The following is a 17,857-nucleotide window of genomic DNA, read 5'->3' on the forward strand; positions in this document are numbered from 1 at the left end:
AGGATAACATAATGTTAAAATGTGTCAAATCACGAACAATGTTAATTGGTCGCAAAAAAATATGCATTAACGGTCGTTGACAAATTTGATAGAATAAAGATATAAATGGGGTTTTAGAGATGAAAAATATTTTACTACTTGGAAAAACGCAGGCCGAACAAATGGTCTTTAACTATTTTAATTCAAAAAATGAATTTAAAGTTCATGAAATAACGACGGGTGATTTTACGCAGGAACAGACGTACCGAGGTCACCTGAAAGATGTCGACGTGATCGTTTCCTTTTTAGGACCTTTGGACGTTGATTTAGACATGGAGGCACTCTTTTCCGTCATTTATTCGGGACGTCTAAATCCCACTCGGATCATTTTTCTGTCAGCCGCGGGAATTGATAAGGAAGTCGACGGTGAACTGGATTACCCTGGGGTCGATGACGTTAGTGAATTTTTAAAACAACAACAGTACGCCATTAAAGTTATTGATGAATCAGAAATTCCGTACACCATTTTTCGACTCGTTAACGTAGTTAATACCAAGCACAATGACGGCCACACGATTGAAGAAGGGCAGCCCGTGCCGGTTGGAAATGTTTCACATGAAACGATTGCCCATTTCGTGATTGATGCGATCGTGAACGGCAGTTTTAAGAATCAGTCCCAGGCTCTCATTGAGGAACGCTCAGAAAGGAAAGAATAATGGCACTACAATTCGTACTCGGCAAGGCCAGTAACGATCACTTTAAAAAGGTGATCGATAACCTTGACCACTCCATGCAGCAACATCCACATGATACTTATTTCTATTTGGTACCGAATCACATTAAGTTCGAGTCCGAACTAGGAACGCTCAAACAACTGAATCATGATGACCAGAGCACGTTTGCCGAGACTCGCGTTCAGGTCTTCTCGTTTTCTCGATTGATGTGGTATTTCCTTGGTAACAGTAAAGGTTATCAACTACCCCGACTCTCAAAGGATGCCGTTAACATGATCATCTTTCAGATCATTGAGAATTACCAGGACAAGCTGACCGTGTTTAAGGGTGAGGGAGCCCAACCTGGTTTTATTTCCCAAGTGGCAGATCAAATTAACGAATTGCAGCAGGGGAAGATCGACCCAGATACGTTGGACAAGATTGCTGATCTCGATCCCGGAACGATTAATCCCGAATTACAGGGAAAATTGCATGATATCAGCGTAATTTATCGTGAATTTTTGAAAGAGACGGACGGAAAATACGTTGATTCCTCTGTCACACTGGAAATGTTGAATCAGTATCTGACTGACACCGATTTGTCCCAGATGCACTTCTACATCAGTGGTTTTTCGCAGTTTTCGGCCCAAGAACTTGAGATCGTCAAGGCTCTAATTGATAAGGCTAATGACATCACGATTGACCTCAACCTTGACCATGCCTATCCAAACGAAATGCCAGATAGTTCGGCGTTCTTCTTACGCTCAGGACGACTTTATCATCAGTTGTACCAGTACGCTCGGGCAAGTGGAACTAAGGTTATGACCGACCAGTACGCTGACGGCTGTCGTTGTAGTGACGGGTTAAGGAAACTTGAGGACTACTGGATCGCAAGTAGTGAAGTTGGTTCCCCAATTCAACCCAAGACAAATGGTAATCCTGACGTAGCCCTCTTTCGGGCTGATTCAAACTACGATGAACTGATGAACATTGCCACGATGATTCGCCAAATGGTCGCAACGGGACGTTTCCGATACTCTGATTTTATGGTGGTTACTAGACACTTGGATAAGTATCAAAACGTCATCGATCCCATTTTTCAGATGCAACAAATTCCGTACTTCGTGGACATTCAGAAACACATGGATAATCATCCTCTAGTGGAACTAATTGATGCGTTGTTCTCTATCTATCGCGCGGATCGCAAGCGTAACTATCGTTATGACGATGTGATGCGTTTACTTAAGTCTGAGTTATTAATTCCTCATGACCAGGATGGCAACCCGATGAATATCGATCGTTATCGTCGTTGTCTTTCGTTGTGTGAAAATTTAGTTCTAAAAAATGGTTACGAGGGGAAACGTTGGACACAAGATGAAGACTGGGAATACGCCACCATTTCTGATAATGACACTGGCATTGTCTCCAATCGGAATAAGGAAATTTCCGCTGACATCAACGTGATTCGCCATTTTGTAAAAGACACGTTACCACCATTTTATAAGAAGATGGCTAAGGCCAAAACTGGGAAAGACGCCGCCAACATCCTGTATCAATTTTTGGATGAGAACGGAGTCATTAATGAACTAAAACACTGGCAGGATGAGGCCACCGAACGTGGTGATTTACAGGAAGCTGGTCAATCTGAACAAGTTTGGAACACGCTGTGTGGTTTGCTGGATGACTTTGTGACCTTTCTAGGTGACCATCCCTTTGAAATGGATAACTTCTTGGATCTTTTGAAAGCTGGATTTGAGGGAGCTTCATACTCCCAGATCCCATCAACCTTGGATCAGGTCACCATTTCTGAAACTGGTTTAGTCCAGCTCAATAATAAAAAAGTAACCTTTGTGATGGGGGCCGACGACAATAGTATGCCAGCTACCATTGAAAACAACAGTCTTTTAAACGATGCCGATCGCGATCAGATGAATGAACAATTCACCGATGATCAGTACTTAAATGATAATAGTGAGACGCAAATGGTTAACGAACCCTACTTAAACTACCTGGCGTTCATGACGCCCGACTCCAAGCTGGTCTTTTCGTATAACTTGGGTGGGGGAGAAAGTGACGTAACCCAGGCCATTTCACCATATGTAGCTCGAATTAAGGATCATTTCAACCTGGAAGAAAAGCACGTCTCCGCTACTCCCAGTCCTGATTCAAATGATATTCGGCAGTATGTTGGTTCCAAGCGAGCCACGTTGAAATACCTGGTAAAGGCTTCACTTGATGCCAAAGTTAATGGCAAGCAATTAGGGCAAGCCTGGACTCAAATTAAAGCGTACTTAGAAAACGATCCAACCATGCGAACTATCACCCAGAAATTAATGGGGAGTTTGACGTACAAGAATGTTCCCGCCGCTTTAAAACCAGAGATTGTGACCGGCTTGTACGGTAATTCCATCACAACTTCCATTTCTAAGCTAGAAGAATTTTACTATGACCCGTATGAGTATTTCTTAAAGTACGGACTACGCTTGAAAGAACGAGATGAATTTAATCTCGATCCCAGCAGTACCGGAACCTTCTATCACGAATCACTCGATAAGTTGATTAAAGAGATTAACGATAAGCACATTGATATTACGGATCTTTCCAATGAACAGATCAGAAACATGGTGAACGAAATTACAGGTTCCATTATTGAGGATGATCCGGACCTGCAGTACGAAATTTTAAAGAGTTCTAACCGAATGGAATACATTTCTAAACAATTGGTTCAAACGGTAATGCAGATGGCGACCACTTTGCGTGATCAGTCCCATTACACCAAGATGCGTCCGAAGAACACCGAAATCATCTTTGGTGAACCAAGTGAAACCAACGGCATTGACGGCTTGAACTTTGATTTGGGCGATCATCATTCGGTAAACGTGCGGGGACGAATTGACCGCATTGACCAAATGTTCCTCGATGGGACTGAGTATCTTGGTGTTGTTGACTACAAATCTAGTGACAGAGATATTGATCTGTCGGAGGCTTACGACGGGACGCGGATGCAGATGATGACGTACCTCGATGCCGTCGTTCAAAATCAAGATAAGCTCTCCAGTACCGACAAGGCGAAATTAGCTAGTGCCTTGTACATGCACATCTTTGATCCGGTTTTAAAACCTAGTGAAGTCGAAAATTTCGATGACATAAAACAGATTGAAGCAGTTTTGATGAAGAAACATAAGTACAGTGGCTTATTGGTTAATAACGATGGCATGTTGAAAGACATGGTGAATAACGTTGCTGATTCTTCCATGATCTATCCTTATAAATTTAAAAAAGGTGGTAAAGAATTGGACGCAATTTCCATTAAAAAAAGTATCATTGAGCCCCATGACTTGGAACTACTGTTGAGACGAACTGAGGAACGGATTAAGAATGCTGGGAAACAAATTTTTGCTGGGAACATTAAGTTGGAACCGTCTCAGTATAAGGATAAATCAAAGATTGATTATTCTCCTTACAAATCGGTTATGCAATTTGACTCATTATTAACTGAAAATAATTATCGAATTGTGAAAGACATGGGGAATAATAAGGATGTTATTAACTTCTTAAGAGAGGAGGAACGCAATAATGGCGGACAATAGTATGAATTTTACCCCAGAACAGAAAAAGGCCATCACGGAAAATTTTCCTGGAAACGCCTTGGTGTCAGCTTCAGCTGGCTCGGGAAAAACCAGAGTTTTGGTGCAACGGGTACTCAATAAGGTGGAACACGGGGTCGATGTTGACCACCTTTTGATTGTGACGTTTACCAAAGCAGCCGCTAAGGAAATGCGTGATCGGATCAAAAAAGGTTTACAGGACGAGGTTAATCAGTCTAATGATGACGAACAGAAGCGTAACCTGGTAAAACAGATCCGAAAGTTGTCGGTTGCGCACATTTCTACGATGGATGCCTTCTGTCAGTGGTTGGTCCAGAAGGATTACTACGCCATTGATCTAGATCCTAATTTTCGGATTTTAGCCGATAAAACTGAGCAAGAAATGTTGCGTGATTCCGTCTGGGAAGACGTCCGAGAGGATCTATACGGTAATGACGAAGACGGTTCATTTGCCAGATTAACCAGAAACTTTTCTAACGATCGTGGCGATGATGGTTTAACTGACGTGGTATTGAGTCTTTATGATTTTTCTAACGCCAATCAAGATCCTGAGGCATGGCTTAATCATTTAGTTGATTTGTACCAAATGGATGACAACATTACCCAAAGCAATTTTTACCAGAAGTACCTGCTGCCTGAAATTCAAAATAAGATTAAGCAAGCCATTGGAATTTTCAAACAGGCTAAGCAGGAATTCTTGGATGGGGCGCTCTCTAGTCGTGCGGATTTAATTGATAAAGATATTAAAAAATTAAATCGAATCTACGATCGGCTAGGTACCGCAACGTGGGATGCACTTTATGAATTATTTAACCCCTTTAAGTTGGAATCTATGAATCAAAAGGGTATAAGTAAAAAAATAGATGATTCTCAAAAAGAGTTCCAGAAAGTTGCAATGGATTCGCGCAAAGAAGCTAAAAAAATTATCGATAAAATTGGTTCCAAGTACTTCTTTGCCAAAGAAGATGCTAATTTAGATGTCATTAAGCAGGCGGAAAAATTAGTTAAGAAATTAGTGGAGGTTGTTCAAACTTTTTCAAAGCGTTATGCAGCAGTCAAAAAACAGAAGCATGCTTACGAGTTTGTTGATATTGAACATTTTGCGTTGAACATCCTGACTGGTAAGAGTGAAGACAGCCAAGAAATTAAGCGACAATTGCAGAATTACTTTGATGAAATCATGGTTGATGAGTATCAGGACAACAACCGACTACAAGATGCGATCTTAAATGCGATGAAGAATCAGCAGCACGAAAACATGTTTATGGTGGGCGACGTTAAGCAGTCAATTTACGGTTTTCGTTTGGCGGATCCGGGAATGTTTTTGGAAAAACTGGATCATTATCAGGAATCTGATAATAAGGATACCGCGGTTGAATTGTCTGACAATTTCCGTTCGGTTAAAAACGTCGATGATTTTACCAACTTGGTTTTTTCTCAGATCATGGATCGTGGTCTTGGTGAAATGGACTATACCGGAAACGCCAAGTTGAAGTATGGTGCGACCTATTATGGTAATTCCGTCAAATCAAACGCCAACGTCATGATGTATGTTGATGATAATTCTAAAGATGATGACGAAAATTTAACGTTGAAACCTGACACTAATTCCGAAGGTCAAGTTCGCATGGTGGCCGATCAGATTCAGGATTTGATACAAAAGAAGATGCAGATCTACGATAAGACCACGCATGAGATGCGAGACATTCGCTACGGTGACATTGCGATCTTGGAACCCACGCGGAATAATAATTTGAACCTCTCCAAAGAATTTTTACAGAAACGAATTCCACTATCAATTGACGGTGGTGAAAGTTACTTTAAGACCACCGAGGTTCAGATTATGATGTCGCTGCTTCAAATTATTGATAATCCGTACCAGGACATCCCATTGGCAGCAGTTCTGCGCTCGCCAATCGTGGGGATGGATGAAAATGAAATGGCTTATCTGCGGATTAATCACAAGACCGGTAATTATTTTGCGTCCATCCTTGATTTTTACCATCATTATCCGTCACAAGAGCCTAATGAATTTGGAAACTTGGTTGCTAAGAAAGTCCAACTGTTTCTGGACCAATTAAAAGATTTCAAGGATTTTGCGACGAAACATGAATTATCTGACTTGATTTGGCACATTTACAGTGTGACTGGGTTTTTGGATTACGTTGGTGGGATGCCAGCTGGCAAGAAGCGTCAAGCTAATTTGCATGCGCTGTACGAACGTGCTTCGGAATACGAAAAGAGTAGTTTCAAAGGTCTATTTGCCTTTGTTCAATTCGTCAAACGACTTCAGGATAAGGACGATGATCTGGCTGAGGCTCCCGCCGATATTGAGACAGATTCGGTCCACGTCATGACGATTCACGGTAGTAAGGGACTTGAATTTCCGGTCGTCTTTTTAATGGACGCCACTAAAAATTTCAATGAATCTGCCGAAAAGAATCGGTATGTTTTGAATAACAAATTAGGAATTGGCATTAAATACTTTGATCAATCTAAACATGAATTATTACCAACCTTACAGTATGTAGCGATTATGGCTGCAAAGAAAAACAGCAATTTGGCGGAAGAAATGCGTAAACTTTATGTGGCTTTGACGCGTGCTGAGCAACAACTTTACATTACCGGAATTGTTAAGAAGAATCATACGCCTGAAACTGAAACTAAGGATTGGGAAAGAGCCTACCAAAGCCCTAACATGGTATTGGATCAGTCGATGCGAAGTGGCGCCAAGAGTTTCATGGATTGGATTGGTGCTTCACTGGTACGTCATCCCAACTATTATCAGGATCGTGGTAAGGTTGATGCGACTCACGTTTTGTCTAAGGATCCAACCAACTTTAAGGTGGAATTCGTGACGGCCAAGGACTTACAACAACCTGGCCAAGCTGGAACTACTAGTACTTCATCAGATCAAACGCTAAAGACTGAACAAATTGATCAGTCGCAGATTCAGCACATCATGGACTTCAAGTATCCGTATCATGCAGCAACCACCACGACGGCTTATCAATCCGTTTCAGAAATCAAACGATTGTTTGACGATCCCGACAATATCCAGCTAGGCAGTGTGTCAGAGAGTCGGAACATGATCTTGCGTCGGACTCGTTACAACAACACGACGTTTATGCAACCCCAGTTCATGCAGTCGGTCGGACAGCCAAACTCGATGGAAATTGGAACGGCGACGCATTTGATTTTGCAGAAGATTAACGTTAAGGAACCGATCAATCAGGATACGGTTGCTGAACTATTGGCGCAGTTGGTTAATGATAAGTTAATTACGCCGGAGGTTGCCAAAAAGGTCAACGTTGATTCCGTGGTGAAATTCTACCAGAGTGAGCTTGGTCAATTAATCAAGGCCCATCCTGATCGACTTCACCGAGAAGTTCCGTTTTCACTACTAATTTCCGCAGAACAGATCTTCTCGGAATTTGAAAATGACGCGGATCAAAAACTACTGGTCCACGGAATTATCGATGGCTACCTTGATTTAGATGATGGTCCGGTTCTGTTTGACTACAAAACCGACTTCGTTAATCCTAAAAAACCCGATGCTAGTGTTGAAAAGATCATTGACCAGTATCGTGGTCAGGTTAATATCTATGGAATTGCCTTGTCAGACATTTTGGGCAAACCAGTTAAAGACGAATATTTATACCTACTTTCAAATAACAGTTTGCAACGAGTAGTACCGAAGAAGTAAATTAAAATAACGCTAATCGAGGATGATTAGCGTTTTTTATTTTACAAAAAAGACGAATATTGTTAATTATGTAACTTTGTTGCCTCAAGAAAAGTCGAATGATAGAATTTACAACATATTGATCGTTCACATGACTAGGTTGAAAGATTTAAAGAGGTGAGTAGGAGTCAGAATTCCTCATGGTAGAGCTAATTTTCAGTGTTATACTTGAAATATGTTGCAGATACGACCATCAGACAGTAAACCAAACCAGTCGTTAATAATTGGAGGATAAAATGGAGAGTAATCAGAAATATGCATTTGAGTCAATCCCAATTTCCGAACGAGACATGAATTATTGGGATATGTTTGCCACGTGGTTCGGCGCCAACGCCAACAACGGAACCTGGTTTATTGGAGGAGTGATTGCTGCTGCCGGATTTTTCGGTGGAATTAGTTCCGCAGTGATTGCCTCAGTGATTGCCTCAGTGATTGCCTTTGCGTTCTTGAGCATGGTGGGATACATGGGATATCAGACGGGAGCGTCCACCACGATTCTATCGCGAGCACCGTTTGGGATTCGAGGAAGTGTCGTTCCATCGGTCATTAACCTAACCTTGTTCATGGGTTGGACGGCGGTTAACACGTTCATTGCCGCTACGTCCTTAGCATACTTATTTCATAGTATGTTTGGTTGGGCGTTGTTTGGCCAACCCGGTGGTTACTTTGGGATTATCGTTGGGATCATCATCATGAGTATCCTGCATTTGTTGAGTATCATTGCGGGACCGAAATCAGTTCAGATTATCGAACGAATCGGAGTGGTTTTGGTAATTATCTTTGTCATTATCGAAGTGATCGTGGTCTTTCGCGACGTATCGTTCTCCCAGATTGCTAAGTATCAGGTTCCAATGAAGTCTAAAATGCCATTTGGAGTGGCGCTCGATACGATTGCCGCAGCCGCATTAGGCTGGGTTGTTGGTGGAGCGGACTTTACCAGGTTTACCTCTAGTAAACGAATTGCTACCCAAGCCCCTTACGTGGGTGCCATTTTAGGAATGGTCAGTTTTGTGATCATTGGTTTATGTACAACTCTGAGTGTTGCCGTAACCTCTGGCGTGTTCAACCCAAACAATTCGGATCCTAGTACCGTTGCCAATAAATTAGGACTTGGTTTGATTGCGATGGTTGTCATTGTTTTGACTAGTATGACTGCTAACGCCGTCAACATTCAGTCCGGTGGCTCGGCTTTAAACAACCTGATTCCCAAGATTAGTCTGAACAAGTCTCTGTTCATCGTTACGATTCTATCCATGATTTTGACCCTGGTTCCACTGATTAATGGCAGTTTCTTGGATGCGTTCACGGCATTCTTGAATTATACTGGGATGTTCCTTGGTCCTATCATTGCCATTCTGGTAGTTGATTACTTTGGTTTATCAGACGGAAAATATGATTTGAAAGCCTTGGCAACTCCTACTGGAAAGTACTGGTACAAGGGTGGCATTAACTGGTTTGCGATGGCATGTATCGCCATTGGAGTGGTACTCTACATTGGTTTGAACCTGTTGCCGATTGTTAAGGCGACGGTTGGTGCGACCTTCATTTCCATGATTGTGGTTGCGATCGTTTACTATGTCGGTAGTAAATTAATGCGAAAAGCTTAAATAGAAATAGAAAAAATACCCATTCACTTTTTTTAGTGAATGGGTATTTTTTGTGGTAATTAATTGATATTAAAGGGTTTATAATATTATGTTAGTACTTTAGTAATAAATCATTCTTCTAGGAGAAAATCATGGACGGATATCATAAGATTTGGATGGTTTTAGCAACCATTATTTGTCTCGCATTCTTTATACTTAATTGTTTCTCAGGGGCTGGGATCCTTGGAAATTTCTTATTTTCTTTTTTATTGTGGGGTGGATTTTTGCTTCTTGGCGTTTGGTTTGACCCGTACGATTGTCTCCAAGTGTTATTTTTAATGATTGGGATTTTTGTCTTCTTTAGGCTATTACCAACTGATGGATTTTGGGGGAGCCTGATTGCCGCTGGGGTGGCATTTTTTCTTTTACGTTGGCTTGCAAGTCTAATTGATGATTTTCTTGTCAGAAGAAGCAAGAAACCGAATTTTACTAAAAAGCTAAATGAATATGGAATAAATTTAGATGAATTAAATGAATTTCCCGCTATTGCCCAAAATGCGATTGTGAGACGAAAATTGTCAAATGAAGATTATAGCGATCTTATGATGAGACAACTTCGATTAGTTAATGATCAGTTCAATATCAACTATGATGATGAGATGGAAATAGTTAATCGACTAATTTATCTGACTCATGAATACTACTATAATGTGAAAAAGATTAAGAACAATTACAATGAGAATATTTATGACAACTTTGCCGCCATTGATGAGTTTAGCGAACACCTGAGTGATTTAAAGGAAGAATACAGTAAAATCACAGTGGGTAATGACGGTGAAAATCGGGTCGCAAATGCGGTCAATGGTCTTGGAGACGTGATTTCTAATAGTAACGTATGGAATGATTATGGTGCTGGTCATACGAATAGGAATCAACAAGATGTAATTTTGATTTCCCAAAGAGGAATATTTATCTTTGAAGTTAAAAATTGGACGACGTCTAGGTACATCGAAGAGACCCAAAGTGGTTACTTAATTGGAAGGGACAAATATGATAAAGAAACGCACTTTGTTAACGTAGCTCAACAAATCCTGGATCATAAAAAAGCCATTGGAAACTTATTAAATGATAATTTATCAATGGATGGAGAGAGTGGGGAAATAATGAATAACGTTCATTCATTGATTGTTAATGCGAATGATAATTGTCGGGTGTTAAGCCATCGGGACACGATTTTTAATGTATCGGAGCTTAGTGAGAGGTTGTTAGAGTATCCAATCTGTTTTAATCCTAACGAAGTTGCTCAGATAGTCCACATAATAACTGCCAGTCAAGTTTCAGAACAGAATCGGAATCATTATATCTTTAACGAAGAACTGATCCCAAATCTACCCTTGGTCGAAAGATGTTTACGGTTTATCCATGACATTGGTCAAAGTATTAGATAAGTAGTTTTTATCGTATAAAAAAACGCCTAACCATGATTTTCATGGTTAAGCGTTTTTCGTTTAAGACTAAACGTCTAATTTAGTTCCACTATCTTTCTTGGTACTTGTCTTTGTTGCTTTCTTAGTAGTTGCCTTATCGTCAGAGGACTTGGTGGATTTGGAATCTTCACCACTGTCATCGTTCTTTGATTCTTCATCATTGGCGATGCCATATGCTTCTCTGACTTTTTGCTTAATTTCTTCGACCATCTCGGGTTTGTCACGTAGGTTGGCCACGGTCTTGTTTAGACCCTGTCCTAAACGTTCCTCACCGTATGAGTACCATGATCCAGATTTGTCAACGATGTCCTTGTCAACGGCTAAGTTGACCATGTCGGCAATTGGCTCAATTCCCTTACCGAAACTCATCAGGGTATCAACGGTCTTAAATGGCGGAGCCACCTTGTTCTTGACAACCTTAATCTTGGTTTCTCGGCCAACGACATCTTGGCCTTCTTTTGATTGCTTACCGGAACTAACACGAAGTCGAACACTTGAGTAGAACTTAAGGGCACGACCACCAGGTGTGGTTTCAGGGTTACCAAACATCACACCAACTTTTTCTCTTAGTTGGTTAATGAAGATGACCACCGTGTTAGTCTTATTGATACTAGAAGCCAACTTTCGAAGGGCCTGTGACATTAAACGAGCCTGCAAACCAACGTGAGAGTCACCAATGTCACCCTCAATTTCAGACTTAGGAACAAGAGCTGCAACTGAATCGACAACGATGAGGTCAATGGCCCCGGATTGAACCAAGGCATCGGCAATCTGAAGTCCTTCTTCACCAGTTCCTGGTTGTGATAACAGAAGACTATCAATGTTAACACCAAGACTTTTGGCGTATTCAGGATCCATTGCGTTTTCAGCATCGATATATGCGGCGGTTCCACCAGCCTGTTGCAAAGCAGCAACGGTTTGAAGGGCAATGGTAGTCTTACCAGATGACTCGGCACCGAAAATCTCAACTACACGACCACGCGGGAAACCACCGATTCCAAGGGCGATATCTAATGATAAAATACCGGTTGAGATGGAATCCACGTTCTGGTTAGGTGATTCACCCATGCGCATAATAGCACCAGTCCCAAATTCTTTCTTAATCTTGCTAAGTGCTTTGTCGAGCTCGATTTGACGCCCGTCTGCACTGTTCTTAGAATTTGCCATAAAATTCCTTTCCTTTTACATAATTGCGAACATACGTTTGGTTACTTGATATAATCAATTGTACACTAATAACTACGTAATTTCCAATTAAATCAAATCAATCAATTAGATTCGTTTATTGACATAATATGGTGAAGTTTGATCGTTATTCTTATCGTTTGATTGAGCGTTATCCGAAAGGAAAATATCGAATGATTTTTTATCTTTGCCATGAACTACTACGACGTTTTTGGACTCGATTTGCTTATCACGATAGAGCTGGGCAGAACGAACTGCATCGTTGTAGTCATGAAAGTTACCAAGGGAGTCTCCGGGATTGAAAAATACTGTTTCTGACATAGTAATTACCACCTTTCTACTATTATATTGTACCAGATTGACCCCTTAATTATCTATTAGTGGACTGCCATGTTGAATGACTGTTTACCACATCGGAACATTAGTTAAATAAATTATTAAATCAATTTGATAAGTTACATACGGACTTTTTTGTACGGTATAATGTAGTTGTAAGCATATGTGAAATCACTAACATAGAAATGAATGCTTAATCTGGATTTAAATCTAGGAGGGTTAATATGACTAAGAAAAAAGCAATTATGATCGGTGCCGGGATTTCTAACATGGCCGCTGCCGTTTACCTGATTCAAGAGGGTCACTGGGATGGAAAAGACATTACTTTCTATTCATTAGATGACCATGGCGCAAACGATGGTGCCAAAACTGACGTAACCGGTAACGAATACTGGAACCGTAATCACGAAACTTCGGACCAGACTGGCTTTGTAGCCCGTGGTGGAAGAATGTTAAATTACCGTACTTACGTTGATTTAATGGATCTGTTAAGTCGAGTTCCTTCAGCCACTGAAGAGGGCATGACCGCCGCTGAAGACACGCGGGACTTTGATGCTAAGCATCGGACCTACGATAAAGCGCGTTTGATGGAGGGCGAAAAGGGCATTATTAATTCCGCTAAGATGGGTTTTAACAACAAGGATCGAATCTTATTAACTAAGTTGATCATGATGCCAGACGATAAGGAGACCGAACTTGATAACGTCTCAATCGCTGATTACTTCAAAGATGATCCTCACATGTTTCAAACGAATTTCTGGTACATGTGGGAAACTACCTTTGCCTTCCGAACTCAAAGTTCAGCCCAGGAACTTAGACGTTATATGCACCAAATGATCTACGAATTTACCCAAATCAACACGCTAGTTGGAGTTAACCGAACTCGTTACAATCAGTATGAAAGTTTGATGTTACCATTAATTAATTACTTGAAGAAGCAAGGCGTAACGTTCGTCTTGAATCGACGAGTTGATGACTGGGACTTCAAAGAAACTCCAATGAACGAAGAAATTACCGTTAAGGGCTTAGAAATGGAGAACGTTGACACCGGTCAAAAGGAACACGTTGACGTTGATGATGATACCGCGGTCTTCTTCACGAATGGTTCCATTACTGATTCTGCCACCCTTGGGGACTTCAACACTCCATCAGGTGAAAATACCGACTATGGTGCTGCTTCAAGTTTGTGGAAGAAAGCCACTGACCACTTCTACAATTTGGGAAATCCTGACAAATTCTTTGCCGACCGCAATGCTAGTGGTTGGAGTAGTTTCACTGTAACCACCAAGGATCACACGTTCCTAAACGAAATTACTCGGATCACCACGCAACTTCCTGGGAATGCCTTGAACTCCTTCTTATCAACGAGTCCAATCACTCCATTAGGTCAAAAAGACGTAAGAATGTCAATCGTGGTTCATCACCAACCTCACTTCACTGACCAGAAACCAAATGAGACGGTCCTTTGGGGCTACTTCTTGTATCCATATCGTCGCGGGGAATTCGTTGACAAGCAATACATCAAGATGACCGGAAAAGAAATGGTTCAAGAGTTGATCGGTCAACTTTCAAAGGTTGATCCAGGTCCCGTTAATATCCGGGATAAAGAAAAAGAAATCATGGATTCGATCGTCAACTCGGTTCCGGTATACATGCCATACGCTTCGGCATTGTTTAACAACCGGGCTAAGATTGATCGTCCAAAAGTCATCCCAGAACACTCAACAAACTTAGCCTTCACTGGTGAATTTGTTGACCAGCCGTATCAGATGGTTTTCACTGAACAAAGTGCCGTTCGTTCTGGTGAAGTGGCTGCCTATCACTTTGCGGGCGTTCCAATGTCGAATCTTGTAGATAACCCACGATTTGATAAGAATCCAAAGGTCATGGCTAAGGCCGCTAAAAAGTTGTTTGAATAATTAGATCGTAAAAAAGCCCAACTTCATTTGAAGTTGGGCTTTTTTGGTATTCAATCAACATAGTCTTTAATTTCAGTAAAACACACGTCTCGTAGTGAGTCTGGGATGGCAAATAACTCCATAAATTCTTCTAAATTAATCTGATCGATTTCTTTATTGTCAGCATAGAAGGGAATCAAGAGTTTGATCGCATTGACATTGGCCTTCTGTTCATACTTCGGACTTAGCAAGGTCGTGAAACTAAGAATAGCGTCATCTTGATCGCACTGCATTATGTGACTAATCTCATGCGCAATGATGAATGGCAGTTGTTTATGTGGTTGCCAAGTTGGCATTGATCACAATTGACCGAGAACGGACGTCCGCAAAGGACTGGGTATTCTGATGTAGTTTATCAGTGTATTCAACCGCGATGTCGTTATCTAACGCGTAGTTGAAGAGGCTATTGATGATTTCGTGCATTTCTAAGTTTCCTTAAGATTTCCACTACCGTTTCACGATCTTCTTCGGGAATTGGTTTGCCCCCGAACATCATGATCGTTGAGAGGTCGTCTAAATCAGCAGAGTTACCGGTTGAATTTCCTAGAAGGTAATCAACGGAGACGTTAAAGTAGTTAGCAACTTTTTTTAGTTTCTGTGAATTGGCCGTTTTATCCCACTTTTGAAGGGTTCCATTAGAGAAACCGAGCTGATGCTCCAATTCGCGAATGGAAATGTTTTTGTTTTTAGCAAGTTCTTTGACACGTTGATATATCGACATTTTGGACTCCTTTTAATCCCCTATATAGAAAAATTATCTATAAAATTATTGACATGTAGAAATAATGGATATATGATTGCTCTTGTAAACAGATGAGAAATCAATCAACGACCTCAAGAAGAGGTCGGTTTAGATTATTTCAGCTGATTTTCTTTATTGTCATTGTAGAACTTTTGTCTATGATATTCAATGATTATTCTACATGATTGCGAATTGATTTCGATGTGTTTGCATGCGAGTTAGCGCTAACTCTTAAATCTGATGAATAGAATTTTAGGAGGAAATAATTATGGATCAACAAGTATTAAACGTTCAGAAGTGGTTGAACCAAGAATATGGGAATGTTTCAGGATTTGATAAGGTCAAGGAAAATGGAAACACTGGTTGGCCAACTATTTATGCTTTAAGAATGGGACTTCAACATGAGTTAGGTGTTAGTCCACTTGGTAGTGGTTTCGGCGGTAAAACCAAGAAAGCACTAAGTGGAATTTGGCTATAAAGGTAAGATTGCGAAGTTAATTCAAGGCGCTTTTTGGTGTAAAGGAATTAGTCCGAATGCGTTTGATGAGAAATATACAAAAGATACACAGAATGCAGTAAATAAATTACGTAATGATGCTGGATTAAAAAGTGGTTCGATGACAGTCATTTTAATGGGAGCATTATTCGACATGAGTGCTTTCACTATCATTGGTGATGGAACTGATGGTGTACGAGGGATGCAACAATATTTGAATAATCATTTTCTGAATTATTTTGGTGATGATATTGGTTTGGTTCCAACTGACGGTATTTATGATCGGAATACGAATACCGCATTAATTTACGCATTACAGTCATCTGAAGGGATGTCTCCAAGCACTGCTAATGGTGTATATGGTCCTGGTACAATTGCACGAACGCCAACTGTGAATCAAGGTGCAACTGGATTGATTGTTAGAATTATTCAGTATGGACTTTTAGTCAATGATTTTATGTTTAATCGTGATGTTGATGATAAGTTTGATAGTTCAATTGCCAATAGTATTATTAAGTTCCGTAAATTTATGAATCTCCCACCTTTCACTAGTACCGCAGATCTTACTGTTATTAAGGGATTATTAACGAGCAACGGAAATACAAACCGTGACTCAGATACGGCCGATACAGCTACTCAATTAAATTCTTCAGATGTGAGCCTATTAAAACGTTATGGTTTTAGCATCATCGGAAGATATTTAACTGGTAGTGTAGGAGCTGGTTCTAAAAAACGTGATAAAAATCTTACGACAGATGAATTAGAAACAATTAAAAATGGTGGTATGAGTGTTTTTCCTATTTATCAAGATGGCGGGGATGATATTTCATATTTTAAGTATAATCAGGGATTTAAAGATGCTTTAACGGCTTCTAAAACTGCTAAACAACTGGGATTTCCTAAAGGAACAACTATTTATTTTGCAGTTGATACTGATATTCAATCCGGAGATATTGACGGAACAATTAAACAATACTTTGAGGGAATATCTGATGCAATGTCCTACTATAATATTGGAGTTTATGGAACGAGAAATGTTTCTACTCACATGATTAGTTCAGGACTTGCCAAATATTGCTTTGTTTCAGATATGTCATCAGGATACAGTGGAAATCTTGGTTATCCGATGAGTAAAAATTGGTCTTTTGACCAGTTTACTGAATATTCACTAAGTCATTTAGATATTGATCAAGTTGCTTCATCCGGAAAAGATCATGGAGAAAAAGAATTCTCTACTAGTGGTTTAACTTCTCCATTAAATGCTGTTAGATTTTTGCTGGATAATTCATCAATTCAATTTAATCAACCTATTTTGGAGTTTGATGAGGCTTGGATCAATGTAAAAGTTAGTGCATCTGAGACTGTTCAACATGTAAATAGTTCTGGAATTTTTTCAATTAAAAATGGTAAAATTTCAAGTGATTTTACTGGCTGGTTCTCTAAAGAATATGGCTTATCAGCTTCAATTTCTGGAGTTGTATTTGATCAATTAATGAAAACTATGTTTCTTGATAAAATTAATAATGGTCAATTAACTATTCAAGCTAGCTTAACAAGTGATGGAAAGGTAGGAGTTTCAGCAACTTTTAATGTATTTGAATTAAGGGATAAAAACATTTCTGGAAGTTTTGCTGTTAACTTTGATATGACAATTAAACCATTTAATATTCCAACTAGTATCTTGGGTTCTGCTGTAGAAGTCTCAGAAAAAGTTTTGCAATACTTTAGTTCACATAAGAAGGAAGTAGCTACTGGGCTAATGGAAAGTATAGTTCCACTTAGTGGAGCCGTTAAGGAGGTCTCTAATATGAGTGTTTCTCTAATATGAGTGTTGATGAAAGAAATGCATCACTTGATTTGTTAGGGGAGAGATTAGGAATAGTCTTTAGATTACTTTATACTGCAATGGAAGCAGTATAAAATTAAAGACATCTCATTTTAATGAGATGATATGAACCCCTTAAGTTGGACAAGAAAATCAACTTAAGGGGTTTTATTATGACGAAATTTAGTTACAAATTA

The 17,857-nt window shown here is 40.0% G+C and carries 13 protein-coding genes; 8 read left to right on the plus strand and 5 right to left on the minus strand.

Going from position 1 to position 17,857, the window contains the following annotated elements; translation table 11 throughout:
• The first annotated feature begins 119 nt into the window (after window positions 1-119).
• From LfDm3_RS02165 to LfDm3_RS02185, 5 genes are all read left to right on the plus strand, one after another.
• Window positions 120-695, plus strand: a complete 576-nt coding sequence (locus LfDm3_RS02165; RefSeq protein WP_052236571.1) for an NAD(P)H-binding protein — start codon at window positions 120-122, stop codon at window positions 693-695.
• On the plus strand, window positions 695-4,282 hold the full coding sequence (locus tag LfDm3_RS02170) for a PD-(D/E)XK nuclease family protein (RefSeq protein ID WP_039143707.1): 3,588 nt from the start codon (window positions 695-697) through the stop codon (window positions 4,280-4,282). The genes LfDm3_RS02165 and LfDm3_RS02170 overlap by 1 nt, the downstream gene beginning before the upstream one ends.
• The gene (addA, locus tag LfDm3_RS02175; RefSeq protein ID WP_052236572.1) at window positions 4,269-8,006 is read left to right on the plus strand and encodes a helicase-exonuclease AddAB subunit AddA; all 3,738 of its coding nucleotides are present in this window, start codon (window positions 4,269-4,271) and stop codon (window positions 8,004-8,006) included. The genes LfDm3_RS02170 and addA overlap by 14 nt, the downstream gene beginning before the upstream one ends.
• A 275-nt stretch (window positions 8,007-8,281) precedes the next feature.
• Window positions 8,282-9,652: a cytosine permease gene (locus LfDm3_RS02180; protein WP_039143709.1), complete on the plus strand. Its 1,371-nt coding sequence runs from the start codon at window positions 8,282-8,284 to the stop codon at window positions 9,650-9,652.
• 131 nt (window positions 9,653-9,783) lie between these two features.
• Window positions 9,784-11,079, plus strand: coding sequence for a nuclease-related domain-containing protein (locus tag LfDm3_RS02185; RefSeq protein WP_039143711.1), 1,296 nt, complete (start codon window positions 9,784-9,786; stop codon window positions 11,077-11,079).
• A 66-nt stretch (window positions 11,080-11,145) separates the two neighbouring features.
• Here the strand turns inward: LfDm3_RS02185 and recA are convergent, their stop codons facing one another.
• Both recA and LfDm3_RS02195 read right to left on the minus strand, forming a co-directional pair.
• Window positions 11,146-12,285 carry a recombinase RecA gene (gene recA, locus LfDm3_RS02190; RefSeq protein ID WP_039143713.1) on the minus strand — a complete coding sequence of 380 codons (1,140 nt, stop codon included), beginning with the start codon at window positions 12,283-12,285 and terminating at the stop codon, window positions 11,146-11,148.
• Window positions 12,286-12,390: 105 nt separating this feature from the next.
• Complete coding sequence (locus LfDm3_RS02195; protein ID WP_039143716.1) at window positions 12,391-12,624, minus strand: hypothetical protein; 234 nt, start codon at window positions 12,622-12,624, stop codon at window positions 12,391-12,393.
• A 239-nt stretch (window positions 12,625-12,863) separates the two neighbouring features.
• On the opposite strand from LfDm3_RS02195, the gene LfDm3_RS02200 reads away from it, so the two are divergent.
• Entirely contained in the window at window positions 12,864-14,558 is a 1,695-nt protein-coding gene (locus LfDm3_RS02200; protein ID WP_039143718.1) for an oleate hydratase, read from the plus strand.
• 50 nt (window positions 14,559-14,608) lie between these two features.
• On the opposite strand, the gene LfDm3_RS02205 is transcribed toward LfDm3_RS02200, so the two are convergent.
• The 3 genes from LfDm3_RS02205 to LfDm3_RS02210 are packed head-to-tail and all read right to left on the minus strand — an operon-like array spanning window position 14,609 to window position 15,318.
• Window positions 14,609-14,893 carry an ImmA/IrrE family metallo-endopeptidase gene (locus tag LfDm3_RS02205; RefSeq protein WP_225349302.1) on the minus strand — a complete coding sequence of 95 codons (285 nt, stop codon included), beginning with the start codon at window positions 14,891-14,893 and terminating at the stop codon, window positions 14,609-14,611.
• Window positions 14,871-15,020 (minus strand): hypothetical protein, encoded by a 150-nt coding sequence (locus tag LfDm3_RS06925; protein ID WP_225349303.1) that lies wholly within the window; start codon window positions 15,018-15,020, stop codon window positions 14,871-14,873. Before LfDm3_RS06925 ends, LfDm3_RS02205 begins: the two co-directional genes overlap by 23 nt.
• Window positions 15,001-15,318 (minus strand): helix-turn-helix domain-containing protein, encoded by a 318-nt coding sequence (locus LfDm3_RS02210; protein WP_010022067.1) that lies wholly within the window; start codon window positions 15,316-15,318, stop codon window positions 15,001-15,003. The genes LfDm3_RS06925 and LfDm3_RS02210 overlap by 20 nt, the downstream gene beginning before the upstream one ends.
• 289 nt (window positions 15,319-15,607) lie before the next feature.
• Here LfDm3_RS02210 and LfDm3_RS06930 point away from each other — a divergent pair, with 289 nt between their 5' ends.
• A complete protein-coding gene (locus tag LfDm3_RS06930; protein ID WP_225349304.1) occupies window positions 15,608-15,817 on the plus strand; it encodes a hypothetical protein in 210 nt (69 codons plus the stop codon).
• Complete coding sequence (locus LfDm3_RS02215; protein WP_225349305.1) at window positions 15,801-17,663, plus strand: glycoside hydrolase domain-containing protein; 1,863 nt, start codon at window positions 15,801-15,803, stop codon at window positions 17,661-17,663. The genes LfDm3_RS06930 and LfDm3_RS02215 overlap by 17 nt, the downstream gene beginning before the upstream one ends.
• Window positions 17,664-17,857: the final 194 nt, after the last annotated feature.

This window comes from Fructilactobacillus fructivorans (genome assembly GCF_000814735.1).
GTDB classification, from domain to species: domain Bacteria; phylum Bacillota; class Bacilli; order Lactobacillales; family Lactobacillaceae; genus Fructilactobacillus; species Fructilactobacillus fructivorans.